At 63.0% G+C, this 24,607-nt stretch carries 20 protein-coding genes; 9 read left to right on the forward strand and 11 right to left on the reverse strand.

Translation table 11 applies throughout. From position 1 onward, the window contains the following. The first annotated feature begins 38 nt into the window (after nt 1-38). On the forward strand, nt 39-2,489 hold the full coding sequence (locus tag AC1DX4_RS11780; RefSeq protein WP_477220472.1) for a ComEC/Rec2 family competence protein: 2,451 nt from the start codon (nt 39-41) through the stop codon (nt 2,487-2,489). On the opposite strand, the gene lexA is transcribed toward AC1DX4_RS11780, so the two are convergent. Together lexA and AC1DX4_RS11790 are read right to left on the reverse strand one after the other, a co-directional pair. After that, entirely contained in the window at nt 2,483-3,220 is a 738-nt protein-coding gene (lexA, locus tag AC1DX4_RS11785; protein ID WP_477220473.1) for a transcriptional repressor LexA, read from the reverse strand. The two genes, AC1DX4_RS11780 and lexA, sit on opposite strands and share 7 nt — an antisense overlap. Before the next feature lie 381 nt (nt 3,221-3,601). Beyond that, the gene (locus tag AC1DX4_RS11790) at nt 3,602-4,336 is read right to left on the reverse strand and encodes a GntR family transcriptional regulator (RefSeq protein WP_477220474.1); all 735 of its coding nucleotides are present in this window, start codon (nt 4,334-4,336) and stop codon (nt 3,602-3,604) included. Between the two features lie 167 nt (nt 4,337-4,503). Between AC1DX4_RS11790 and kynU the strand changes: the two genes are divergently transcribed. Beyond that, on the forward strand, nt 4,504-5,751 hold the full coding sequence (kynU, locus tag AC1DX4_RS11795; protein WP_477220475.1) for a kynureninase: 1,248 nt from the start codon (nt 4,504-4,506) through the stop codon (nt 5,749-5,751). 4 nt (nt 5,752-5,755) lie between these two features. Here the strand turns inward: kynU and kynA are convergent, their stop codons facing one another. Both kynA and AC1DX4_RS11805 read right to left on the reverse strand, forming a co-directional pair. After that, a complete protein-coding gene (gene kynA, locus AC1DX4_RS11800; protein ID WP_027044534.1) occupies nt 5,756-6,592 on the reverse strand; it encodes a tryptophan 2,3-dioxygenase in 837 nt (278 codons plus the stop codon). Further along, a complete protein-coding gene (locus tag AC1DX4_RS11805) occupies nt 6,589-8,214 on the reverse strand; it encodes an AMP-binding protein (protein WP_477220476.1) in 1,626 nt (541 codons plus the stop codon). Before AC1DX4_RS11805 ends, kynA begins: the two co-directional genes overlap by 4 nt. Before the next feature lie 314 nt (nt 8,215-8,528). Between AC1DX4_RS11805 and AC1DX4_RS11810 the strand changes: the two genes are divergently transcribed. Beyond that, complete coding sequence (locus AC1DX4_RS11810) at nt 8,529-9,359, forward strand: alpha/beta hydrolase (RefSeq protein ID WP_477220477.1); 831 nt, start codon at nt 8,529-8,531, stop codon at nt 9,357-9,359. A 45-nt stretch (nt 9,360-9,404) separates the two neighbouring features. Here AC1DX4_RS11810 and AC1DX4_RS11815 read toward each other — a convergent pair whose 3' ends face one another. Genes AC1DX4_RS11815 through AC1DX4_RS11835 form a run of 5 tightly spaced genes read right to left on the reverse strand, consistent with a single transcriptional unit; the run spans nt 9,405 to nt 14,810 of the window. Then, nucleotides 9,405-10,610, reverse strand: a complete 1,206-nt coding sequence (locus tag AC1DX4_RS11815; RefSeq protein WP_477220478.1) for a molybdopterin molybdotransferase MoeA — start codon at nt 10,608-10,610, stop codon at nt 9,405-9,407. Continuing rightward, entirely contained in the window at nt 10,610-11,092 is a 483-nt protein-coding gene (gene moaC, locus AC1DX4_RS11820) for a cyclic pyranopterin monophosphate synthase MoaC (protein ID WP_477220479.1), read from the reverse strand. Before moaC ends, AC1DX4_RS11815 begins: the two co-directional genes overlap by 1 nt. Before the next feature lie 2 nt (nt 11,093-11,094). Continuing rightward, entirely contained in the window at nt 11,095-11,907 is an 813-nt protein-coding gene (gene trpC / locus AC1DX4_RS11825) for an indole-3-glycerol phosphate synthase TrpC (RefSeq protein ID WP_477220480.1), read from the reverse strand. Between the two features lie 3 nt (nt 11,908-11,910). Next, a complete protein-coding gene (gene trpD, locus AC1DX4_RS11830) occupies nt 11,911-12,921 on the reverse strand; it encodes an anthranilate phosphoribosyltransferase (protein WP_477220481.1) in 1,011 nt (336 codons plus the stop codon). Beyond that, nucleotides 12,918-14,810 (reverse strand): SurA N-terminal domain-containing protein, encoded by a 1,893-nt coding sequence (locus AC1DX4_RS11835; RefSeq protein WP_477220482.1) that lies wholly within the window; start codon nt 14,808-14,810, stop codon nt 12,918-12,920. The genes trpD and AC1DX4_RS11835 overlap by 4 nt, the downstream gene beginning before the upstream one ends. A gap of 143 nt (nt 14,811-14,953) precedes the next feature. Here AC1DX4_RS11835 and tpiA point away from each other — a divergent pair, with 143 nt between their 5' ends. The 5 genes from tpiA (at nt 14,954) to AC1DX4_RS11860 (ending at nt 20,088) form a co-directional block, all read left to right on the forward strand. Continuing rightward, on the forward strand, nt 14,954-15,724 hold the full coding sequence (tpiA, locus tag AC1DX4_RS11840; protein WP_477220483.1) for a triose-phosphate isomerase: 771 nt from the start codon (nt 14,954-14,956) through the stop codon (nt 15,722-15,724). Nucleotides 15,725-15,891: 167 nt separating this feature from the next. Continuing rightward, the gene (gene secG / locus AC1DX4_RS11845; protein WP_477220484.1) at nt 15,892-16,365 is read left to right on the forward strand and encodes a preprotein translocase subunit SecG; all 474 of its coding nucleotides are present in this window, start codon (nt 15,892-15,894) and stop codon (nt 16,363-16,365) included. A gap of 211 nt (nt 16,366-16,576) precedes the next feature. Then, the gene (locus tag AC1DX4_RS11850) at nt 16,577-17,704 is read left to right on the forward strand and encodes a L,D-transpeptidase (protein ID WP_477220485.1); all 1,128 of its coding nucleotides are present in this window, start codon (nt 16,577-16,579) and stop codon (nt 17,702-17,704) included. Nucleotides 17,705-17,887: 183 nt separating this feature from the next. After that, nucleotides 17,888-19,525, forward strand: coding sequence for a CTP synthase (locus AC1DX4_RS11855; protein ID WP_475450740.1), 1,638 nt, complete (start codon nt 17,888-17,890; stop codon nt 19,523-19,525). 23 nt (nt 19,526-19,548) lie between these two features. Further along, nucleotides 19,549-20,088, forward strand: a complete 540-nt coding sequence (locus AC1DX4_RS11860) for a DUF1697 domain-containing protein (protein ID WP_477220486.1) — start codon at nt 19,549-19,551, stop codon at nt 20,086-20,088. A gap of 165 nt (nt 20,089-20,253) precedes the next feature. On the opposite strand, the gene AC1DX4_RS11865 is transcribed toward AC1DX4_RS11860, so the two are convergent. Together AC1DX4_RS11865 and AC1DX4_RS11870 are read right to left on the reverse strand one after the other, a co-directional pair. Beyond that, the gene (locus tag AC1DX4_RS11865) at nt 20,254-21,711 is read right to left on the reverse strand and encodes an NCS1 family nucleobase:cation symporter-1 (RefSeq protein WP_477220487.1); all 1,458 of its coding nucleotides are present in this window, start codon (nt 21,709-21,711) and stop codon (nt 20,254-20,256) included. A 202-nt stretch (nt 21,712-21,913) separates the two neighbouring features. Further along, nucleotides 21,914-22,816 carry a LysR substrate-binding domain-containing protein gene (locus tag AC1DX4_RS11870; protein WP_477220488.1) on the reverse strand — a complete coding sequence of 301 codons (903 nt, stop codon included), beginning with the start codon at nt 22,814-22,816 and terminating at the stop codon, nt 21,914-21,916. A 264-nt stretch (nt 22,817-23,080) separates the two neighbouring features. Between AC1DX4_RS11870 and AC1DX4_RS11875 the strand changes: the two genes are divergently transcribed. Beyond that, a complete protein-coding gene (locus AC1DX4_RS11875) occupies nt 23,081-24,589 on the forward strand; it encodes a leucyl aminopeptidase (protein ID WP_477220489.1) in 1,509 nt (502 codons plus the stop codon). Nucleotides 24,590-24,607: the final 18 nt, after the last annotated feature.

Here is a 24,607-nt window from a genome sequence, read left to right on the forward strand (position 1 = left end):
TGTAGCATAGGGCGTCAGGGGTGCAAGGGGCAGACCCGATGGCTGGACGAGGCCGGGGCTCGGAACGGGGCGAGGACGCCAGTGTTGGCGTCAGCGAACGATCCCTGTTTGCAACGCCCCTGGCGACCCCACTGCCATCGCCTCTTGTGCCGGTGCCCGGCAGCCCGCCATTGCAGGCGGATATCCCAGCGCCATTTCCGTCGCCTGCCTCGGGCAGGATTGTGCGTGTGCGCCGGCAACTGGGCCGGATTTCACTGCCTCGTCTGCGCCACAGCGTGGCGGCAGCAGCAGAGCTGGAGCTTGACCGAGGCATCGCCTTCCTGCTGGTGCCGGTCTGTCTGGCCGCGGGAGCGATCGGCTATTATTCGCTGGCAGTGGAGCCTGACTTTGCCAGGCCTGTCGCGGTCGTCGTGCTGATGGCGATCTGCGCGCTTGTTTCGCGCTCCTGGCCCAAAACCCATCTGGGCTTTATGGCGGCATTGTTGTGTGCGCTTGGCCTGCTCGCCGCCAAGGTCGAGACATGGCGAGTAGGCACCCAGATACTGGGTTCGGAAATATCGACGCAACTGACCGGCCGCGTCGTCACACTGGAGCAGATGGAGACCGGCCGCATTCGGCTGACCATCGACGTGACGTCGACCGCCCGGCCGAAACTGCGCTATGCGCCGGAAAGGGTCCGGCTTTCGGCGCGCAATATCCCGGCGGACATGACTGCCGGCTCCCTGGTTACCGGCTACGCCAAACTGTTGCCGCCGACCGGTCCGGTGCGGCCGGACAGCTATGATTTCTCCTTCGACAGCTATTTCGCCGGCATCGGCGGCAGCGGCTTCTTTCTCGGCAACCCAAAACTTGTCGCCGCCGATGACGGCGAGATACCGCTCTCGGCCCGTCTTTTTTCAGGGATAGAAAATGCCCGTGAAGCCATCGCCGACCATATCAGGGCCACTGTCGGCGGTGCTGAAGGTGAGATCGCGGCAGCGCTGATCGTCGGTGTCCGCGCGGGCATTCCCGATGAAATCAACGAAGCGATGCGGCGCACCGGCATCTATCACATTATCTCGATTTCCGGACTGCACATGGCGCTGGTCGCCGGCACCATCATGGGGCTGCTGCGCGGCGCCTTCGCGCTGTTTCCGGATTTTTCCGCGCGGCGGCCGGTGAAGAAATATGCGGCTGCCGCCGCACTGTTCTCGATCGCCGCCTATCTCGTCATTTCTGGCGTCGTCGTTGCCGCCGAACGCAGCTTCATCATGCTTGCGGTGATGCTGATTGCCGTCCTGTTCGATCGCGCGGCGCTGACCATGCGCAATCTGGCGATCTCGGCGATTGCCGTCATCGTGGTGTCGCCGCACGAAGTGGTGGGCCCGAGCTTCCAGATGTCGTTCGCCGCCACGGCTGCGCTGGTTGGCGCCTATGCCGGTTGGGCGGATCACCATGCGGGAAAGGCAAGACCGCCACCGCCAAAGCGGTCCCTGCCGAGCTTTCTCACGCGAAAATTCCTGCTGGCGACGGGCGGATTGGCCATGACCTCCATCATCGCCGGCTGCGCCACGGCGCTGTTTGCCATCTGGCATTTCCAGCGTGTGTCGCCGCTCAGCCTGTTCGCCAATCTGGCCGTCATGCCGATCGTGTCGGTCGTGATGTTCCTGGCCGTTGCCAGCGCGTTGCTGATGCCGTTCGGATTGGATGCGCCATCGCTTTACCTGATGGGCAAGGGTCTCACGGCGATGATCGCGATATCGGCGTGGATATCGGAACGCTCACCGGTCGATGCGGTCGGGCTGATCTCGCAGCAATCCGTCCTGCTGGTGACCGTCGCCCTGGTCATCGCGACGATGGCGACGACCTGGCTGCGGCTTGCAGCGCTGCCATTCGCGCTTGCCGGCCTGTTGACGGTGTCCGATACACGCACGCCGGATGTGCTGATCTCGGAAGATGCGCGGCTGGTCGCGCTGCCGATCGGCGGTGGAGAACTCGCGGTCAGCCGGGCTCGTCCGAACGAATTCACCGTCGACAATTGGAAACGCGCGCTGACGTCCGAAACCATCGTCGTGCCGGAGATGTTCAGCAAGGCGGATGGGCAATTCGACATTGCCGATGCCGTCGATCTGCCGCTGGGAGCGCCGTTCTATTGCACGGACGGCGTCTGTCTCGCCAGGCACCCGTCCGGCGCGATCATCGCGCATGTCGAAGACCGCAAGGACACATGGAAAGCCTGCGGTTTCGCCGATTTGATCGTCGTCAATGACGCGACCGGCTACGACGCCTGCCACAATCCCCTGGTTCTCGTCGTCACCAAACGGCAACTCGCCCGCAAGGGCAGTGCTGCCGTCTTCTTCGACCGTCAATCGGCGACCGGTCCGCCAACCGTCAACTTCTCGGTGGACACACCATATCGGCCCTGGCACGCACAGCGAAAATATTCACGCGAGGCGAGGGGGCTGGCGCCCTGGCGCAAGCCCGAAAAGCCGGCCGCTCCTGCTCAGTAGCGCCGGATCAGCCCGACGAGCTTGCCTTGTACCTTGACCCTGTCGGGGCCGAAGATACGCGTCTCGTAGGCCGGGTTGGCGGCTTCAAGGGCGATCGAGGCGCCCTTGCGGCGAAAGCGCTTCAGCGTCGCTTCCTCTTCATCCACGAGCGCCACGATGATCTCGCCAGGCTGGGCGGTATCGGCGTTGCGGATGATGACGGTGTCGCCATCGAAGATGCCGGCCTCGATCATCGAGTCGCCCTTGACCTCCAGCGCATAGTGCTCGCCACCCATGATCATGTCCGGCGGCACAGAGATCGAATGCGTCTGATGCTGGATGGCATCGATCGGCACACCGGCGGCGATGCGCCCCATCACCGGGATCGACACGGCGGAAACCGCATCGTCATCATTGCCAGCCGAGGGCAAGCGCGACGGCGCCGACTTGATCTGGCGGCCAAGGCCACCTTGACCAAGACTGCCCTGGATGACGCTCGGCGAGAATTTCTTTGCCGCGTTGAGGCCGGGCGCGATTGAATCCGGCAGCCGCAGAACTTCCAGCGCGCGCGCCCGATTGGGCAGCCGGCGGATGAAACCGCGTTCCTCCAGCGCCGTGATCAGGCGATGGATCCCTGACTTGGAGGCGAGATCAAGTGCTTCCTTCATCTCGTCGAAGGAGGGCGGAATGCCGCTTTCCTTCAGCCGTTCATGAATGAACATCAAGAGTTCATGTTGCTTACGCGTCAGCATGGCAGCCCCCAAGGCTTGAACAAAAGGTCTGAACCAGAATCGAAAAACAAACCCAGAACAAACACTATCTGTTCCAGTTGTGTTCTGCAACCGTTTAAAGTTTAGTGAATTTGTTAAGACGGCTGAAATTATTTGGCGCCCGGCAGCGGGCCGTGTTCGAAGCCTGCCTGCCGCAGCGGGGCGCTCTCTGGCTTTGAAATTGTTATGGTTAATGGCCTGTGGCCTATCCTAGTCGGCGGTCTGGCATCAGTTGCCGATAAGGCTCGATGAGCGTGTTTCTCCCTTTCACCGATCATTGGCCTGCCGTGAACGAAACGAAGCCAAAATGCCAACTTTACCGAGAAATTGCCACACTGGCTTTGGTCCACGATCCTCGTTGCGCTACCGTTTGTTTATGCTGCCGTCGCCGGCATGGACATAGACATGCAGCGTATAGCCGATGTGAGCGATCATCAGGTTTTTCGCGCGCCCGATGTTGCGATCCAGTGCCGCCTCCATGAGCGCGGTGTGGTGTTCGATTGCGACCGCCTGGCGCAACGCTTCCACGGCTTCCTCATAACCATGCTGCAGGCCGGCGGCCGCCCGCAGCGTTGGCGCCAGGCCGAGAAAACGGTGATGGCGACGCAACTGATCCACGATCGTGGAATGGAAGGTCAGCAGCCAGGGCGATGCTGCCGCGCTGAGCAGGGCCGCGTGGAAAGCCTCGTGCTTTTCATCCCATTCGTCGACCACCGCGTCGGATGGATCGTCGACCGCGGTCTTGCAGCGCGACAGCCGGTAATGCGCAGCGACGACGGTGTTTTCCCAATCGTGGCCACCTTTTTCGATCGATTCCTGGAGCAGTGGCAGCTCGACGACACACCTGGCGCGCGACAGGTCTTCCAATTCGATGCGCGAAACCGGAGCGACGGCAAAGCCACGATTGCTGATGGACGTCACCAGGCGCTCGGCCTCCAGTCGCGACAGCGCTTCGCGCAATGGTGTCCAGCCAATGCCATAGCTGTTACGCAGCGCGCTGAGCTTGAGCGGCGCGCCGGGCCGCAGACGGGTCGTGAGGATATCGCGACGCAGCAGCCTGTAGGCCGCTTCCGTCTTCGAGAGTCCTTCGTCCAGCATCGATGTCCCATCCTTAGACTGCCACGCCAACGATTATATATGAAAGCCTTCTTTGGCGTAAATTATATATAATGTTTGACAGGATCTGGCCGACTGCCCATGATCGGCCAGCCGATTTCACCTGAAGTGTTCATCTGGGCGCGCCTATGCGCGAAGGGCAATCGATCATGAATGCAACGCTCGATCTCGCAGCAGTCGAAGCCATGGATGCGGCGGATCCGCTGCGCGCCATGCGCGACCGGTTCATTTTGCCGGAAGGCGTGATCTATCTCGACGGCAATTCGCTGGGCGCCGCAGCGCCCGCCGTCTTCAACGAGCTGCAGAAGGCCGCGACCCAGGAATGGGCGCAAGACCTCATTCGCGCCTGGAACACCGCCGGCTGGTTCGATATGCCGGTCGCGCTTGGCGACCAGCTGGGGCGCCTGATCGGAGCGGCGGCGGGCCAGACGGTGGTCTGCGATACGACGTCGATCAACATCTACAAGGTGCTGCATGCCGCACTCAACATGCGGCCGGACCGCTCGGTCATCGTCGCCGAGGGCGACAGTTTTCCAACCGATCTCTATATGGCCGAGGGCGTGGCCTCGACGCGACCGGGCACGATGCTCCGGCTCGAGGGCGTCGATGCACCGACCATTGAAGAGCTGATCGACGAGCGCGTCGCGGTCATCCTCGTCAACCACGTCAACTACAAATCCGGGCAGCTGCGCGACATGGCCGCGCTGACGCGCAAGGCCCACCAGGCCGGCGCGCTGATTGTTTGGGATCTCTGCCACACCGCCGGTGCCTTGCCGGTCGAGCTCGATGCAGCGAATGCCGATTTCGCCATTGGCTGCAGCTACAAATATCTAAACGGAGGTCCGGGCGCACCCGCCTTCATCTATGCTGCAAAGCGTCATCACGATGATGTCCATCAGCCGCTGAGCGGTTGGTGGGGCCATGCGCGGCCCTTCGCTTTTGAACGAAGCTATGCGGCCGGCAGCGGCATTCGGCGGTTTCTGTGCGGCACGCAGCCCGTGCTGTCGATGCGGGCGCTGAAGGGCGCGCTGGATATCTGGGACGAGGTCGATATGGCCGCGGTGCGCAAGAAGAGCATCGCCTTGACCGACCTGTTCATCCAGCTCGTCGAAACCAGATGCGGCGCCTACGGCCTTGAACTCGAAAGCCCGCGCGACGGCAATGCGCGCGGCAGCCAGGTGTCGTTCCTGCACCCGCATGGCTACCAGGTGATGCGAGCCCTGATCGAGCGCGGTGTGATCGGTGATTTCCGCGCACCCTCGACCATCCGCTTCGGCTTCACGCCGCTTTATGTCGGCTACAGGGACGTCTGGCAGGCGGTCGAGGTGCTGGAAGACATCCTGCGCACCGGCGCCTGGCAGGACGCCCGCTTCGCCGTCAAGACGGCGGTGACCTGAGAGATTAAAGCCGGGTGCGGACCGTCCACAGTTCCGGAAACAGCACGACCTCGAGCATCTTCTTCAGATAGGACGCGCCTGATGTGCCGCCGGTGCCGCGCTTCAGGCCGATGATGCGCTCGACCGTGGTGACGTGGTTGAAGCGCCAGCGGCGGAAATAATCCTCGAAATCGACCAGTTTTTCGGCCAGCTCGTAGAACATCCAGTAGCGCTGCGGGTCGCGATAAACGGTCTGCCAGGCGACCAGGACTTCTTCGTTCTCGGTGCGCGTCTCACGCCAGTCCGTGCGCCTGGCATCGGCGCCGATGTCGAACCCGTTGCGTGCCAAAAGCAGTAGTGCTTCATCGTAAAGCGACGGTTCCGCCAGGATCGCCTCCAGCTTGCCGCTCAGGTCCGGCCGATGCTTGTGCGGCCCGAGCATTGCGAGGTTGCGGTTGCCGGCCATGAACTCGATGGCACGGTATTGCCAGGACTGGAAGCCGGAGGATTGGCCAAGCGCGTCGCGGAATTCGGTGTATTCGCTTGGCGTCATCGTGCGCAGCACGTCCCAGGCATTGTTCAACTGCTCGAAAATGCGGGCGACGCGCGACAGCATCTTGAAGCTCGGCTCGAGCCGATCGGCGCGAATGGAACGGATCGCAGCGCCGATCTCGTGCAGAGCGAGCTTCATCCAGAGTTCCGATGTCTGGTGCTGGATGATGAACAGCATCTCGTCATGCGCCGACGACAGCGGCGTTTGTGCTTCCAGGACTTTTTCCAGGTGCAGATAGTCGCTGTAGGACATGCGCTCCTTGAACGACATCTGTGCGCCTTCGGACGCTGGATCGTAGGGCTCGCTCAATTGATTTTCTCCGTGCGCAGCCGGAAGCGCTGGATCTTGCCGGTCTGGGTCTTGGGCAGGGCGGTGATGAATTTTACCGAGCGCGGATATTTGTAGGGCGCGATCGTTGTCTTGACGTGGTCCTGCAGGCGTTTGACGGTCAGCGCGTCTGGCGCCACGCCCTGCACCAGCACGACATGCGCCTCGACGATCTGGCCGCGTTCGCCGTCCTCGGCGCCGATGACAGCGCATTCGGCGACATCGGGATGCGACAGCAGTGCTGCCTCGACCTCCGGCCCGGCAATGTTGTAGCCGGCGCTGACGATCATGTCGTCGGAGCGGGCGGCGAAGTGGAAGAAGCCGTCCTCGTCCTGGGTAAACGTGTCGCCGGTGAGGTTCCAGCCGTCGCGCACATACTCCTTCTGCCTGTCGTCGGCCATGTAGCGGCAGCCGGTCGGGCCGCGCACCGCCAGCCGTCCAGTCTCGCCGCGCGGCACCTCGCGCATCTCATCGTCGACGATGCGCGCCTCATAGCCGCCGACTGGTTTGCCGGTCGACGCAGGCTTCATGTCGCCAAAACGGTTGGAGATGAAGATGTGCAGCATTTCGGTGGCGCCGATGCCGTCGAGGATCGGCTTGCCGGTCTTTCGCGTCCACTCTTCGAAGACCGGAGCCAGCAATGTCTCGCCGGCCGAGACGGCAACGCGCAGCGATGACAAATCGGCGCCTTCATCCATGGCCTTCAGCATGGCGCGGTAGGCGGTCGGCGCGGTGAAGGAGACGGTCGCTTTGTAGGTCTCGATGATATGGATCATGTTGGGTGGCGTCGCCTGTTCCAGCAGTGTCGCTGCTGCACCGAAGCGCAGGGGAAAGATGGCGAGGCCGCCTAGGCCGAAGGTGAAGGCCAGCGGCGGTGAGCCGACGAAGATATCGTCCGGCGTCACCTGGAGAATTTCGCGGGCATAGGCGTCGGCGATGATCAGCAGGTCGCGGTGGAAATGCATCGTCGCCTTCGGCACACCCGTCGTGCCGGAAGTGAAGCCGAGCAGGGCGACGTCGTCACGGCCGGTGTTGACTGCGGTGAAGATCACCGGCTTGTCGAGGGCGGCGCGATCGAGTTCGGCATCATGGTTGGCGGTGCCGTCGAAGCCGATGACCTGCTTCAGGAACGCACTGTCCTTGGCGCAGGCGGTCATCTCGTCCATCAGCCTGGTGTCGCAGAGCGCGGTGGTGATCTCCGCCTTGTCGACGATCTTGGTAAGTTCGCCGGCGCGCAGCATCGGCATGGTGTTGACGACGACAGCGCCGACCTTGGTGGCGGCCAGCCAGCAGGCAACCATTGCGGGGTTGTTGGCAGAGCGGATAAGCACCCGGTTGCCCGGCTTGACGCCGTAATTCTCGACCAGCGCGTGCGCCAGCCTATTCGTCCAGTCGGACAGTTCCTTGTAGGTGCGGCGGCGGCCATTGCCGATCAGGGCGGTGTGGTCGCCGAGGCCCTTCTCGACCAGCCTGTCGGTCAATTCGACGCCGGCGTTGAGGCGTTCGGGATAGTCGAAGCCGTCGAGCAGGAAGTCAGGCCATTGATCCGGCGGCGGCAGATGATCGCGCGTGAACGTGTCGATATGCGCTGAAGGCCCAAGCATCTCGCCGCCATCCCATTTGCTGCCTGGCCAGTGCGCGAAGCACGTGTCCGAGGTGGTGGATCTGAAGTTCCCATCTTTTCGCGAGAGGCTTCGTGCAGCCAGCTACACCTGTTCGACGACGCCACCCGGAAAGGATGAACATCCGCAGGTTTCGGGACAGCACAGCAGACCTCCCATTGTCAGCTGTTCGTCGGGCAGGATCGCACCAGTCGAAATTTGTTTCAAGCCTAAAATGTTTTGCCTGGAGCATTGACGCATGGCATGGTGGCGGCCATTGCTAGCGCCGAAACGATGCCGCTTCGGGGAGGGTGCCGATGCCTAGACATCGCATTGCCGATTGGGACAATGCCTACGCCAACGGCGCGAATATCGCCGGCAGCGACCGTTGGCCGGCTGCCTGGACGGAACCGGCGCAAGCCTTTCGTGATGCGTTGGCGGCCCGGGGCCGGGCACGGCTCGACATCGCCTATGGCGACCGACCGCGCAATCGGTTCGATCTTTTCCTGCCCGATGCCGCGCCCAAGGGACTCGTCGTGTTCATCCACGGCGGTTACTGGCTGGAGTCCGACAAGAGCGACTGGTCGCACCTCGCCAAGGGCGCGGTTAGCGGCGGCTTTGCCGTGGCGATGCCGTCCTACACGCTGTGCCCGGACATACGCATCGCCGGCATCGTCGGCGAAATTGGCGCGGCGATCGGCAAGGCGGCGGCCATGGTTGACGGTCCGCTGATGCTCACCGGACATTCGGCCGGCGGACATCTCGCCAGCCGCATGGTGACCACATTAACGCCGCTGGCCACCGATGTTGCCCGGCGCATACGCCATGTCGTCTCGATTTCAGGCCTGCATGACCTGCGTCCACTTATGTTCACCGGGCACAATGCGGCATTGGCAATCGATGAGGCCGAAGCCTTGGCGGAAAGCCCGGCGCTGCTGCGCCCCATGGATGGTGTTCGCATCACTTGCTGGGTCGGCGGTGGTGAGCGTTCGGAGTTCCTGCGCCAGACTGCGCTGCTGGCCAACATCTGGACCGGTCTTGGCGCCGCCACCAGCGCTGTGGTCGAGCCCGACCGGCATCACTACGACATTGTCGACGGGCTTGCCGATCCGGCGCATGCGCTGACGCGGGCCTTGCTCTCGGAATAGCCGAGATCATTTTTCCACGTTATCAGCGGCTTATGTGGCAGTTCTTCAGCGCAACATCAGCACGTTGCAGGAGTCTCCTGCAGCGGAAGCAGGGGCAAACGGGGCGCGCACGATCAGTCCGTTGGCGTCGGCCAGCATCCTCAGCATGGAAGAATCCTGGATGCTGAACGGCGTCGCCACCAGCCCGCCATCGTCTTCCCTGACCACCGCCCGCACATAATCCTGGCGAAGATCGTTGGCGTGCATTGCCGCGCCCAATCGGGCCGGACGGATGTCCTGGCGATGATTGCGACCGCCGAGCCTCGCCAGAAGCGGCTTCAGGAACAATTGCGAGCAGACCAGGCTCGCCACCGGGTTGCCGGGCAGGCCGATGCACCTGATAGCGCCGAGGCGGCCGAACATCAGCGGCTTGCCGGGGCGCATGGCGATCTTCCAGAAGCCGAGCGTCATGCCTTCGCCGGTCAGCACGTCATGGATCAGGTCGTGATCGCCGACCGAGGCGCCGCCGAGCGTGACAATGATATCCGCACCGGCCGCGACCGCTTTTTGCACCAGCGCGGCAATTGCCTCCTTGCGATCGGCGGCAATGCCGAGATCGAGGGCACGAGCGCCGACCGATTGCGCGGCAGCGGCGACGCCGTAAGCGTTGGACGAGATGATCTGGTCCGGCCCGAGTTCGCTGCCCGGCGGCAACAGCTCGTCGCCGGTGGCGATGATGGCGACCAGCGGCCGTTTCACCACGTTTACAGTGGGATGATTGGCCGATGCTGCCAGTGAAAGCGCCGCCGGGTCGAGCAAGCGGCCTTTATCCAGCAAGACGTCGCCTTTGGAAAAGTCGAGACCGATGCGGCGGATGTTGCGCCACTCCGCGGTGGGCTCGATCACTTCGATATGGCCGCCACCGAGATCGCGGACGTTCTCCTGGATGACGATGGTGTCGGCGCCGTCGGGTAGCGGCGCGCCGGTGAAGATGCGCACTGCCTGGCGCTCGCCGACCGTGCCGTCAAAGCCACGCCCGGCGGGCGCCATGCCGATCACCGAGAGTCGCGACGGTGCCGACGCGACATCGGCTGCGCGGGTGGCATAGCCATCCATGGCCGAGGCATTGAAGGGCGGCTGGGTGCGCAGCGCCGCGACAGGCTCCGTCAGCACACGATCAACCGCCTCGAACAGGGAAACGCTTTCGCCGGCCAGAGGTGCTGCACCATCCAGCAGGCGTTCGAGCGCCTCCGCGACCGGAACCAGCGCCATCAGGCGCCAGCCTTGTAATCGCCGGACTTGCCGCCGGTCTTTTCGACCAGCCGGATGCCGGAGATGACCATGGCGCGGTCCACGGCCTTGGCCATGTCGTAAATGGTCAGGCAGGCCACGGAAGCGGCGGTCAGCGCTTCCATCTCGACGCCGGTCTTGCCGGTGACACGCGCCAGCGCGGTGACTTTCAGGCCGGGCAGCGCATGGTCAGGCTCGATGTCGACGGAAACCTTGGTGAGGAGCAGTGGATGGCAGAGCGGAATCAACTCATGCGTCTTCTTCGCCGCCATGATGCCGGCGATGCGCGCGGTGCCGAGTACATCGCCCTTCTTGGCGTTGCCGGCGAGAATGGTCTTCAAGGTCTCGGGCTGCATGGAGACGAAACCCTCGGCGATCGCGGTTCGAGTCGTCTCTTCCTTGCCGCCGACATCGACCATGTTGGCCTCGCCCTGCGCGCCGAGATGGGTGAGGGCTGACGTCATCGTCAGACGGCCTCGGCCGATACCTTGCCCGTCAACAGCAGACGCGTGGCAGTGGTGACATCCTCTTGCCGCATCAGGCTCTCGCCGACAAGGAAGGTGCCGATGCCGGTCTTCTGCATCCTGAGGCAGTCGTCATGGGTGAAAATACCGCTCTCGCTGACCAGCAAGCGGCCGCCCGGCACCATCGGCGCCAGCCGTTCCGAGGTTTTAAGGCTGGTTTCGAATGTTCTCAGATTGCGGTTGTTGATGCCGATCAGCTGCGACGACAGCTTTACCGCGCGCAGCGTCTCGGCCTCGTCATGGACCTCGATCAGCGCATCCATGCCGAGTTCGAATGCCGTCGCTTCCAATTCGCTCGCCAGGCCATCATCGACGCTGGCCATGATGATCAGGATGGCATCAGCGCCCCAGGCGCGGGCCTCATAGACCTGATAGGGGTCGAACAGGAAATCCTTGCGCAGCGCGGGCAGGGCGACGGCTGCCCGTGCCTTGGTGAGAAATTCCGGGGCGCCCTGGAAGGACGGTGCATCGGTCAATACCGAAAGACAGGCGGCGCCGCCTTTCTCATAGGCCTGCGCCAATGCCGGTGGATCGAAATCGGCACGGATCAGCCCCTTGGACGGGCTTGCCTTCTTGATTTCGGCGATCAGGGCGAAGTTGCCCGACCTGCGCTTCGCCTCGAGTGCGGCGAGAAAGCCGCGCGGTGCGTCGGCGTCCTTCGCCCGCGCCTTGATCTCGGCCAGCGGCACGCGTGCCTTGGCAGCGGCGATCTCGTCGCGCTTGTAGGCCTCGATCTTGCGCAGAATGTCAGACACGGGTCACCCGTTTGAAATCTCGACCAGATGATCGAGTACCTGCAGTGCCCGGCCACTGTCGATGGCCTGCGCGGCGAGCGCGATGCCGTCACCAAGCGTCGTCGCCTTGCCCGCCACCACCAGTCCAGCGCCGGCATTCATCAGCACGGTGTCGCGATAGGCACCGGCAGCGCCGCCCAGCATATCGCGCAGGGCCTTGGCATTGTAAGCGGCGTCACCGCCGCGCAGCGCGTCCTTGGCATGGCGCTTCAGCCCGACCTCTTCCGGGGTCAGCGTGAAGCTGCGGATCTCGCCGCCAACCAGTTCGGCGACATGGGTCTCGCCGGTGGTGGTGATTTCGTCATAGCCGTCGCCATGGACGACCCATGCATGCTCTGTGCCCAGCGCCTTCAATGTCTCGGCCACTGGCATGATCCATTCCGGCAGGAACACACCGACCATCTGCCGCGTGACCCCGGCTGGATTGGAAAGCGGGCCGAGCAGGTTGAAGATGGTGCGGGTGCCGAGTTCGACGCGGGTCGGGCCGACATGTTTCATCGCCGGGTGGTGCGCGGGCGCGAACATGAAACCGACGCCGGCTTCGTGGATGCAGCGACCGATCGTTTCCGGCGGAATGTCGATCTTGACCCCGAGCGCGATCAGGACATCGGCGGCACCGGTCAGCGAGGACAGGCCGCGATTGCCGTGCTTGGCGACCGGGACACCGCTACCGGCGATGACGAAGGCCGACCCGGTCGAAATGTTGACGCTGTGGGAATTGTCGCCGCCCGTGCCGACGATATCGATCGCGCCGGCGGGCGCCTCGACGCGAAGCATCTTGGCGCGCATCGTGGCGACAGCGCCTGAAATCTCGCTCACTGTCTCGCCGCGCACGCGCAGCGCCATCAGGAAGCCGCCGATCTGCCCTGGGGTCGCGTCGCCCGACATGATGATGTCGAAGGCCTCGCGCGCTTCCTCAAAGGAAAGCGCACTGCCGCCCGCAACCTTGGCGATATGGGTTTTCAGCGCGCTCATCTTGTCGAGGCTTGGGCAACGGCGGCCTGGTCGACGCGGACGTCGTACTGCGTCTGCAACTGCGCCACCAACTGGTCGAGCAGATCGTCCGACATACCGGAGGTGAAGGATTTCTGCGCGTCCTCCGGCACCGAGCTGGCATCGGCCCCGGCGGGTTCGAACACTTCGGCGACCTTGAACAGGATCTGCCCGTCGCCGGTGGGCGAGGGGATCAGGCCGGTGCCGCCTTCGCCGACGCCGAACATCACGGCAGCACCTTCCTTGCCGAAATCGGCATCGTCGGCTTCGCGCTTCAGGCCGCGCTTGGTCTGCTTCTCCAACTTGAGCTCGCCGGCGATGACGTCGAGCGTGGCGCCAGCCTTGAGCCGCTTTTCCAGTTCGTCCGCCTTGGCGGCAAGCCGCTTGGTCGTCTCCGCCGCCGTCCAGTCGGCCACGACCTTCTGGCGGACTTCATCCAGCGTTCGGTCGCGCGCCGGCGTGATCGAAGCAACCTCATAGAAGATGAAGCCGTTGTCAGCCGTGGTCAGCGCTTCGTTTTCGGTCTTGGGTTCGGCGTCAAACACCGCCTTGATCAGTTCCGGCGATTCCGGCAGGTCCTTGACGATGGAGCCGTCCGGCCTGAGGCCGCTGCGATCGATGGCGTCGAGGGTGATGTCCTTCAACTTCAGCTTGGCGGCCGCGTCGGCCAGCGAACTGCCGGAGGCGCGGGTGTCTTCGTAATTGTCGTGCACATCCAGAAGGATGCGGCTCGCCTCGCCCAGGGCCAGGTCCTTGCGGATCTGGTCGGAGACCTCAGTGAGTGGCTTGACCACCTCGGGCTTGATCTCGGTGACGCGCAGCAGCACCGGACCGAAGGTGCCCTGAACGACCTGGCTGACTTCATTGGCGTTGAGCGCGAAAGCGGCATCGGCAACCGCCTTGTCGGCGATCCTGTCCTTGGCGAGCGTGCCAAGCAGCGTGTCGGCCGGGGTCTTGCCTTCGGCGGTCACCAGCTTTTCGAAGGTGGCGCCGGCCTTGAGCGAATCAAGCGCTGCCTTGGCCGCATCCGGCGTCTTGAACACAAGCTGTTCGATGGTGCGCAATTCGGGCGTGGTGTAGCGGCCCTTGTTCTTGTTGTAGTCGTCGTTGACCTGTTGATCGGTAACGGCGGTCGGATCCGCGATGTCCACCGGCTCGAGGCGGACATAGGAGAATTTGCGGTATTCAGGTGCTGCGTAGGTTTTCTTGTTGGCCTCGAAATAGGCCTTAAGCACGCTGTCGCTCGGCGCCTCGATCGGCTCGACGAGCGTCTTTGGCAATTGCAGATAGTCGACGGTGCGATCCTCGCCGCGATAGAGCGCGACCGCCTTGAAGAAAGTGTCCGGAGCCTTGAGGCCGTCCGAGACCGCCTCGACGATCTGCTGGCGCACCGCCACCTGGGCGCGATTCTTCAGGTAATCTTCGGGCCGCATGCCGACCTGGCGCAGCATGTACTCGAATGTTCTTCTGTCGAACTGGCCGCCTGGGCCCTTGAACGCCGGATCCTCACGCGTCAGCTCGGCCAGCCGATCCTTGGACAGGCCGAGGCCAAGCTTGCGCGCCTGCTCGTCGAGAACGGCACCGGAGACGAGCTGCGACAGAACCGTGTTGTCGATGCCGAGCGCCTTTGCCTGTTCATGGGTGAGGCGCTGGCCGAACTGCTGCGACATGACAGCCAACTGGCGATCATAGGCGAGGCGATATTCGTTGATCGATACCTTGGTGCCACCCGCAGTAATCACCGAATCGTGGCCGGCAAAGCCGCCCATCAGCTTCCCGGAGATGCCCCAGGCGGCGAAACTGACCACCAACAGCGAAAGCAATGTCTTCGCGACCCAGGTACCCGCCGCGCTTCTCAATACACCAAGCATCGTTACTTCCGATTTATGCGCATTTTCGGATGCGCCGAGTTTGAAACAAGCGCAATAGCGCCCTTCCGGCCCACTGTCGATTGCTTTGTGGCCTGATTTTGGTAGTGAGGGCCAGAGCTTGATATTGCCCGGAGAAGCAGACCATGACGCCAGGAATTCGCCCGCTTGTCGCCGGCAACTGGAAAATGAACGGCACCAGCGCCTCCCTGAACGAGCTCAGGATGATCGGCAACGGCTTCATGAGCGGGCTCGACGCGGAGACCGAATCCCTGGTCTGCGTTCCCGCGACGCTGCTTTCCCATGCCGCGGAGATTCTGTCGCGCACGCCGGTCCATGCCGGCGGCGAGGATTGCCACACCAAGGAGAGCGGCGCCTACACCGGCTGCATCTCGGCCGAGATGCTGAAGGACGCCGGCGCCAGCCACGTCATTGTCGGCCATTCCGAATGCCGCGAACAACGCGGCGAGGACGATGCGACGGTCCAGGCCAAGGCCGCCGCCGCATGGCGTGCCGGGCTGGTGGCCATCGTTTGCATCGGCGAGACACAGCAACAGCGTGAAGCAGGCGCCACGCTCGACGTGCTGGCGCGCCAGGTCGCCGGCTCGGTGCCGCCGAGTGCCACGCCATCCAACACCATCATTGCCTATGAGCCGGTATGGGCGATCGGCACCGGCCTGACGCCGACCACCGCCGATGTGGCCGAAGCGCATGCGCATATCCGCGAAAAGCTGGCGGAAAAGCTCGGCGCCATCGCTGCCAAAATGCGCATTCTCTATGGCGGCTCGGTCAAGCCGTCCAACGCGGTGGAACTGCTGGGCGTCAGGAATGTCGATGGCGCGCTGGTCGGCGGCGCCAGCCTGAAAGCCGCTGATTTCCTCGGTATCGCCGAAGCCTATCGCAGCATTTCAGGCTGATATCCACGACAATGGACGGGGCTCATCCCGTCCAAATTCGTTGCAAAGGGCGCGTTGCTTCCCATATTCCGGCCACGGGCTTGGAAATGCCGTGAAAGCATTGTATTGAGCCGCCTCCAATTCACCGGTCGTGTCCGCGGCCGGGCAAGGCCTTGCCAGGATAAACTATGCAAACCGTACTGATCGTCATCCATCTCATGGTCGTGCTCGCCCTCGTCGGCGTGGTGCTGCTGCAACGCTCCGAAGGCGGTGGCCTTGGCATTGGTGGTGGATCGGGCTTCATGACGGCACGTGGCGCCGCCAACGCTTTGACGCGGGCGACGGCTATTCTGGCGGCGGCATTCTTCGTCACGTCGCTGACCTTGTCGATCATTGCCCGCTACGGCGAGAAGCCGATCGACATTCTCGACCGCGTTCCTGCGACTTCGGACGGCGCCGGCAAGGGCGTGCTCAACCAGTTGCCGGGCACGACGACCCCGGCGCCCGCCGGCACCACCACGCCGACGCCGCCGTCGGGCAATGGCGCGGCAACGACGCCTGCGCCGGCCGCTCCGGCCACCGCGCCCGCCTCTGGTGCGACGCCGCCGGCAAGCAACGGCACCAACACCGCGCCGGCCGCACCGCAGGTCCCGAACCAGTAACCTCTACTTTTCCAAGCCGCGATCTGTGATCGTTTGAACACAGTCGCGGCAAATGCTGCGCGATCACGAAGATTCGACGCCCAGTAGCGCGGTCCCACGCTTGAGGCGTCCGCGCTTATTCGACTATAGATTGCACGCGGCATTTTCGGTGTCCTTGGGGGACGCCGGGCGACGCCGTGGGCAACAAGCATTGAACGATCGGATCTTCGCCATGCAGCTTCGCAGCTTCATTTTCCTGGGACTTTGCGCCGCACTCGGCCTGAGTTCCCCGGCTTTCGCCGGTGTGCCGGCCAATATGGTCGCCAATCAGTCGGTCGACAGAACCGACGCAATCCCTGTCGCAGCCACCAAGAGTGATGCGGCGCAGTTGAGGCTTCTCAAGAAGAAGAAAAACCCGACACCGGACGATCTCGCCCAGATCAAGAAGATCGAGGCCAAGATCGTTGCCGACAAGGAGGACGCCAAGGCCAAGGCGCTCGAAGCCAGGAAGCTGGCGATGCGTGAAGCTGCCAAGGCCAAGGCCGACGCGGAACGGCAGGCCTTCCTGGCCAAGAAGGGCAAGAGCGCACCGGCGACCGACGTGGCCGACGCCAAGCCGGCCAAGAAGACCACCAAAATCATCGAGCCGGTTGAACCGGTCACACCGATCCAGTCGGCCGAGCCGCTCCCGGCCGAGGCGATGAACGTCGCCTTGACCGGCAACAATGGGGAACTGCGCAGCGAGGTCATCGGCGGCCAGAAGCAGCCAAGTGGCGGTCTGTTCGCCGGCCTGTTCGGCGGGACCTCATCCGGCTCATCGATTCGCTATCTGCCCGAGACACGCGCGCTCGACCAGGCACTCGCCCAGAAGAACGCCAAGAAGCCGTTCAAGGTGAAGCCGGAATTCGTCCCCCAGGACGTGGAATTCACCGGCTACGATGCCGGCACCATCGTCATCGACACCAGTGCGCGCCGGCTCTATCTCGTCGAATCGTCGACCACCGCGCGTCGCTACGCCATCGCGGTCGGCCGTGAAGGCCTGCAGTTCAAGGGCACGGTTGCCGTCGGCGACAAGCAGGAATGGCCGCGCTGGATACCGACGCTCGACATGCAGAAGCGTGAGCCCAAGCACTACGCCCAGTACAAGGACGGCATGCCCGGCGGTGGCCAGAACCCGCTCGGCGCGCGCGCCATCTATCTCTATGACGGCAAGAAGGACACGCATCTGCGTATCCACGGCACCATCGCGCCGCAGTCGATCGGCACCAGTGCCTCCAATGGTTGCTTCCGCATGATGAACGACCACGTCATGGACCTCTACAGCCGCGTCAGGGTCGGCACCAAAGTCGTCATCATCTGACGTTTTTATCATCATGCCGAAAGGGCCGGCTCAGCCGGCCCTTTTGTTTTGCCCGTTTACGATCAAGCCTGTTCGGTCGTGAAACCGGATCCACGTTTCGGGATCTTGGTCCAAGCGCCTTCTTGGGAAAAAGCCTTCGCGGTGGTTTTTTCTCTGGCGGAATCAATCCGGCCGCGTTAAGCGATGACTCCCATGGCGCGATATGTATTCATCACAGGCGGCGTGGTTTCCTCACTTGGAAAAGGCATTGCCGCAGCGGCCCTTGGGGCTCTCCTGCAGGCGCGAGGCTATCGCGCACGCATCAAAAAACTCGACCCTTACCTCAATGTCGATCCCGGCACGATGTCGCCGTACCAGCATGGCGAGGTGTTCGTTACCGATGACGGTGCCGAAACCGATCTCGATCTTGGCCATTACGAGCGCTTCACCGGCCGCTCGGCCAACCAGCAAGACAACATCACCACCGGCCGCATCTACAAGAACATCATCGAACGCGAGCGGCGCGGCGACTATCTCGGCGCGACCGTGCAGGTCATTCCGCACGTCACCGACGAGATCAAGAATTTCGTCCTCAACGGCAATGACGACTATGATTTCGTGCTGTGCGAGATTGGCGGCACTGTCGGCGACATCGAGGCGATGCCGTTCCTCGAGGCGATCCGCCAGCTCGGCAATGATCTGCCGCGCAACAATGCCGTCTACGTGCATCTGACGCTGATGCCTTACATCCCGACGGCGGGTGAGTTGAAGACCAAGCCGACCCAGCATTCAGTCAAGGAACTGCGCGGCATCGGCATCGCGCCCGACATCCTGCTGGTCCGTGCCGACCGCGCCATTCCCAAGGAAGAGCGCAGAAAACTGTCGCTGTTTTGCAATGTCAGGGAAAGTGCCGTCATCCAGGCGCTCGACGTGCCGCACATCTACGACGTGCCGATGGCCTACCACAAGGAAGGGCTTGATTCGGAAGTGCTGGCCGCGTTCGGCATCGACCCGGCGCCGAAGCCGCGCATGGAGCCATGGCAGAAGGTCTCGGACCGCATCCACAATCCGGAAGGCGAGGTGACCATCGCCATTGTCGGCAAATATACCGGCCTCAAGGATGCCTACAAATCGCTGATCGAGGCGCTTTCGCATGGCGGGTTGGCCAACCACGTCAAGGTCAAGCTCGACTGGATCGAATCGGAGATCTTCGAAAAGGAAGATCCGACGCCGTGGCTGGAAAAGGTGCATGGCATCCTGGTTCCCGGCGGCTTCGGCGAACGTGGCTCCGAAGGCAAGATCCTGGCGGCGAAGTTCGCGCGTGAGCGCAAGGTGCCGTATTTCGGCATCTGCTTCGGCATGCAGATGGCCTGTATCGAGGCGGCGCGCTCGCTGGCCGGCGTCGAGCACGCCTCTTCGAGCGAGTTCGGCCCAACCAACGAGCCGGTCGTCGGCCTGATGACCGAATGGCTGAAAGGCAACATGCTGGAGAAACGCCGCGAGACCGGCGATCTCGGCGGCACCATGCGGCTTGGCGCGTATCAGGCCGAGCTCGCCAAGGGCTCGAAGATCGCGGACATCTATGGCGACACACAGATTTCCGAGCGCCACCGCCACCGCTACGAGGTTAATATCGACTACAAGGAGCGGCTCGAGGATTGCGGCCTGGTGTTTGCCGGCATGTCGCCCGACGGCGTGCTGCCGGAAACGGTCGAGTATCCCGACCATCCCTGGTTCATCGGCGTGCAGTATCACCCCGAGCTGAAGAGCCGGCCGCTCGATCCGCACCCGCTGTTCGCCAGCTTCATCGAGGCGGCGGTCGAGCAGTCACGCCTGGTCTAAGCGTCCGCCAGGCAGGGCCTTTCATGCAGACCTATGTCGCGCTCCTCTACAGTATCATCTTGGGCGAGGGGCGCCGGGTCGTCATGTCGGACCTCAAGGCGATGGCGGATGGCCTCGGCCTCAGGAATGTCCGCACGCTGGTGGCGACCGGCAATCTGGTTTTCGAGGCTGAGAAGACTTCGATTGCCGGGCTTGAAAGACGGTTGGAGGCAGCCTTCGAAACGGCCTTTGGCCGCCACGTCGACATCATTGTCCGTGGCGCCGGAGATTGGCTGAAACTCGCGAACTGCAATCCATTTCCGGCCGAATCGGTAGAAGCTGGCGACCAGGTCGCGGTGCGCGTGATGCGCAAAGCTGTGGCCGAAGATGCCCTATCGGGACTTCAGGCCTATGCCGACGAGGACGAGAAGGTGCTCCTGGTCGGCGGTGACATATGGCTCGTGTTTTCGCGCGAAAGGCCAAGCTCGCGGCTGCTTGCCGCCGCTAACCACAAGCGCATGGGCATAGGCACGTCGCGCAACTGGAACACGGTGCGCAGATTGGCCGAGATGGTTGGCGGATAGCGTCTTCCCTTCTCCCCCTGCGGGAGAAGGTGGCCTCGCGAAGCGAGGTCGGATGAGGGGTGCTCCAGCTTGGCAATGACGGTGATCCGTCACGCACCCCTCAACCGTCTCGGCGCTGCGCGCCGATCCACCTTCTCCCACAAGGGGGAGTAGGGAAAAAGGGCCTCAGGCCTTCGCCGTCCTGGCACCGGCACTCACGGCGGCGGTGCGCAGCACGTAGTAGATGATGCCGGCGATGGCGACGCCGAAGAACCAGCCATAGACGCCCCACCAGGACGGCAGCCAGTTGGTGAAGTTGGGCAGGATCGACGAGAAGATGGCGCCGATGCCGGCGGCGATGAAGGCATTGACGTGCCAGCCGCCCTGGAACCGGAATTCGCCGTTCTCGCGATAGAGCGCCTCGACGTCGACCTCACGCTTCCGGATCAGATAGTAGTCGACCATCATGACGCCGAAGATCGGTCCCATCGTCGCGCCGATGATGTTGACGAAATGCGCGGCACCGCCATCCCACGGCGCGAAGGGGTAGAGCAGCAGCGCGATCACGGCGGCGATATAACCACCCTTCTTGAAATCGATCTGCCTGGGAAAGACGTTGGAGAAGTCGAAGGCCGGCGAGACGAAGTTGGCGACGACGTTGATGCCTAGAGTGGCAACCGCGAAGGTCAGGGCGGCGAGGGCAGCCAGGAACCAGCTGTCGAACTTGGCCGAGATCTGGTCGGGGTGCAGCAACACTTCATGATAGACATCGTAGGCGGCAATGGTGGTGACGCCGGCGACCATCGAAAACAGGATGAGGTTGACCGGCAGGCCCCAGATGTTGCCTTTGCGCAGCGACGCCTGGTCAGGCGCATAGCGGGCGAAATCACAGAAGTTGAGATAGAGCGCCGAGAAATAGGTCACCCAGATCGCGGCCACGGCAAACAGCGCGGTCCACGAGCCCGGCGTGCCCGGCACGCCGGCATCCTTGGTCTTCTCCAAGAGCACGTCCATCGGGATGTCGCTGGTAAAGGCGAAGGTCCCCGATTTGACGCAGAGATAGACGGCCAGGAGCAGCATCATCACCCAGACCGCGGGCCCTGCCCAATCCTGGAAGCGGCGCACCGTCTCCATGCCGCGCTGGATGATCAGCAGTTGCAGCGCCCAGATGACGACGAAGCAGATCACTTCCAGGCCGGAATGACCGAGGAAATGCGTGTTGGCGTTGAAATCGGCGAACCATTGCGAGCGGATCAGCAGCGCGACGATGGCGCCCGATGCGGCGGCCGTCTGTGCGCCATACCAGAAGCAGGCGACGATGGCGCGCACCAGCGCTGGTATGTTGGCTCCCCAGATGCCGAAGGAAGCGCGGGCCAGCACGGGGTAGGGCACGCCTGTCTTCACGCCGGCATAGCCGACCATGTTCATCAGCACGTAGATGATCAGAGAGCCGATGCCGATGGCGATGATGAAGTTGACGAAGCCGCCGCAAAACAGGAACAGGCTGGCGGCGAGATAATAGCCCCACAGGCTGTGGACGTCCGACGTCCAGACGTTGAAGATCGAAAACGGTCCCCAGTTTCGAACCTTGGCCGGAGCCAGATCCTCGTTGTACAGATCAGGCGATGCGCCTTCTATAGTCACTGCAATATCCTCCCCTTGATTGGCCACGCGCCTCCACGCGGTGACGGTGCAGGTTAAGCCTGACGCAGGGGAACCGGCAACGGATCCATTTGCCGGCTTTGGCCTTAAAGATATTCAATGCGAACCGCGATTATCGAGGGGGCGCAACGGTGGGTCGCTGTTGGACCGACCTGTCAGGTGATTCGAATTTCGGCGATTCCGCCTAGGCTATGGCCATCACCCGCTTGTGGTCCTCGACTTCCGACAACAGCCAATCCTGAAACAGGCCGGTGCCCGGCTTGTTGCCGATGCTGCGGCGCTGGTGCAGGTAGATGCCGGCCGGATAGGTGTGGCGGGCGTCGAACGGCGCGACAAGTTTGCCTTGCTGCAGAAAATCCTGTGCCATCATCGTGTCGGCAAGTGCTATTCCGGCGCCATTGATAGCCTCGCGCATGATTAGTGTGCAGTCATCCAGCGTCGTGCTGGATTTCGGCGTCGTGTCCAAAACGCCTTCCTGCTCCAGCCAACGCTTCCATCTCATGGTCTCGCATTCATGGATCAGGTGATGATTGACCAGATCGGCGGGCGAGCGCAGCGGTACCGGCCCATCGAGCAGCGCTGGCGCGCAGACCGGCGTCAGAACCAGCGGGATCAGCAGCGTCAAGGCTGGGCCGGCCTTATAGACAAACTCGTCGACAATGGCCAAATCGAAGTTGGCGCGCTTGCCCGATGTTGAAATCTCCAGTTCCACAGCCGGATGCAGCTTGCGAAAGTTCGGCAGCCGGTCCGCCAGCCAAAGGTTCAGAACGGCCGGCACGCACAAGACCCGGACACGCTGGGTCCTGCCATGGCTCGGGCCGTCAGCGAGGCTGACATCGTCGGTGGCGCGCCAGATGGCCTCGAATGCTTCGGAGAGACTGCGCGCATAGTAAGAGCCGCGGATGGTCGGCGTTATCTGGCGAAAGCCGCGCTCGAACAGATCCTGGCCGAGATTTCTTTCCAGTGCACGGATGTGGCGGCTGATGGCAGAGGGTGTCAGGTGCAATTCCTCGGCTGCATCCTTGACGCTGCCGAGACGTGCGGCGGCCTCGAAAGCGCGCATGCCGTTGAGTGAGGGTAGGGCCATTGGCCGATCATGAATTGTCGGTTGAGTTTTTGTCAATCGACTTGGGCAAAATTGGCGTTTGATCACCCGCCCTGTTCAGGGATACCCAAAAGGTAAGAGCGACCAAGTCGCCATCTGAAAACAATTTATTTGGAGCCTCCGGCACCATTCCACCAAGGGCAGAGGCCAGCCAAACCGGTCTCCGCCATTGGCGGGAGAAGCTTTGCGCGTGATGGACACTGCGCCGAGGCTGGAGGTCACCCGCAAATGGGAGAATGCCAGTCTATGCCTCAATCRCCAGTGCCGGTCTTTGAAGCGACGGACGAGATTTCCGCGGAAACCTCTGTCGTCGTGATCTTGCAGACTGCCCAGACAGGCTTTGGCCCGCGGGCAGCGGCACTGGACGCTGAAATGAGCGGCATTCTCTCCCGTGCCTGTTCCGATCCTGCCACCTTGGTTGAATCCGGCACCTGCATCGATCTCATAGCACCCCAGGGCGTATCGGCTCGGCGCGTGATCGTCCTCGCCCTGGGCAAAGCCGAAGCCGTAAGCGCCCTGTCGCTGGCGCGCGCCGGCGGTTTGCTTGCAGCGCATCTGGAAAGCAAATGCGAATGCGCGGCGACGCTTGTCCTCGACCCCATTACCGGCGTTGATCTGCCGGGTGCGGAAATCCTGGCGCGGGTTGCGCTGGGCATGCGGCTGCGGCGCTATCGTTTCGACATGCGCAACCGGCGCCAAGGCGCGGGTGCGGACCGGACTTTGCGTATACAACTGGTCGGAGCAAGCGGTGCGGATCTGGCCCCGGCGCTGGCGCGGATCAATGCCATTGCGGACGGCGTCGAATATGCGCGCACGCTGGTCAATCTGCCGCCGAACCATCTCCATCCCGACAACTTCCACGATCATCTGGAGCCGCTGCGCGAAGCCGGCATCGATGTCGAAATGCTCGATGCCGCGCAGCTGAAAGAGCTCGGCATGAACGCGCTGCTGGCGGTTGGTGCCGGCTCGGTGCGGCCGCCACGGGTCGCTGTCCTGCGCTATCGCGGCAAGGGGGCTCCCTCCCAGCCACTCGTCTTCGTCGGCAAGGGCGTCTGTTTCGATTCCGGCGGCCTCTGCATCAAGCGCGGCGAGCAGATGTTCGACATGAAGGCCGACATGGGCGGTGCGGCGGCTGTCGTCGGCCTGCTGATCGCGCTCGCCCGCCAAGGCAGCCCGGTGCATGCGATCGGCGTGCTTGGCATTGCCGAGAACATGCCGTCGGGTACTGCGCTCAAGCCGCGCGACATCATCACGACCGCCTCGGGTCAGACCGTGGAAGTGTTCGACACGGATGCGGAAGGACGCCTGCTTCTGGCCGACTGCCTGCATTATGCGGCTACGCGTTTCAATCCGTCGGTGATCGTCGATCTGGCGACGCTGACCTATTCGGTGACGCGCGGCCTCGGTTCGATTTTCGCCGGCCTTTTCAGCACCGACGATGCCATCGCGTCGCAGATGATCGCTGCCGGCGAAACGGTCGGCGAGCGATTCTGGCGACTGCCGCTCGACCGTGCCTACGATGAGGGGCTGCAATCGCCATTCGCGGATCTGCGGCACCATGCCAAGGACATGGAAGATGGTGACGCTCCCTATGCGGCGGCCTTCCTGCGCCATTTCACCGAAGACCGGCCCTGGGTGCATCTCGACATCGCCAGCAAGGAACTGGCCGACACCGATCGGCCGCTCGGCAGGCAAGGCGCCACAGCCTTCGGCGTGCAGATGCTGGAAGAGTGGGTGCAGGCCAGGGTGAACTAGGCGCCTGCAGTCAGGCAC

The sequence above is a fragment of the Mesorhizobium sp. P3_A8 genome, assembly GCF_056402995.1.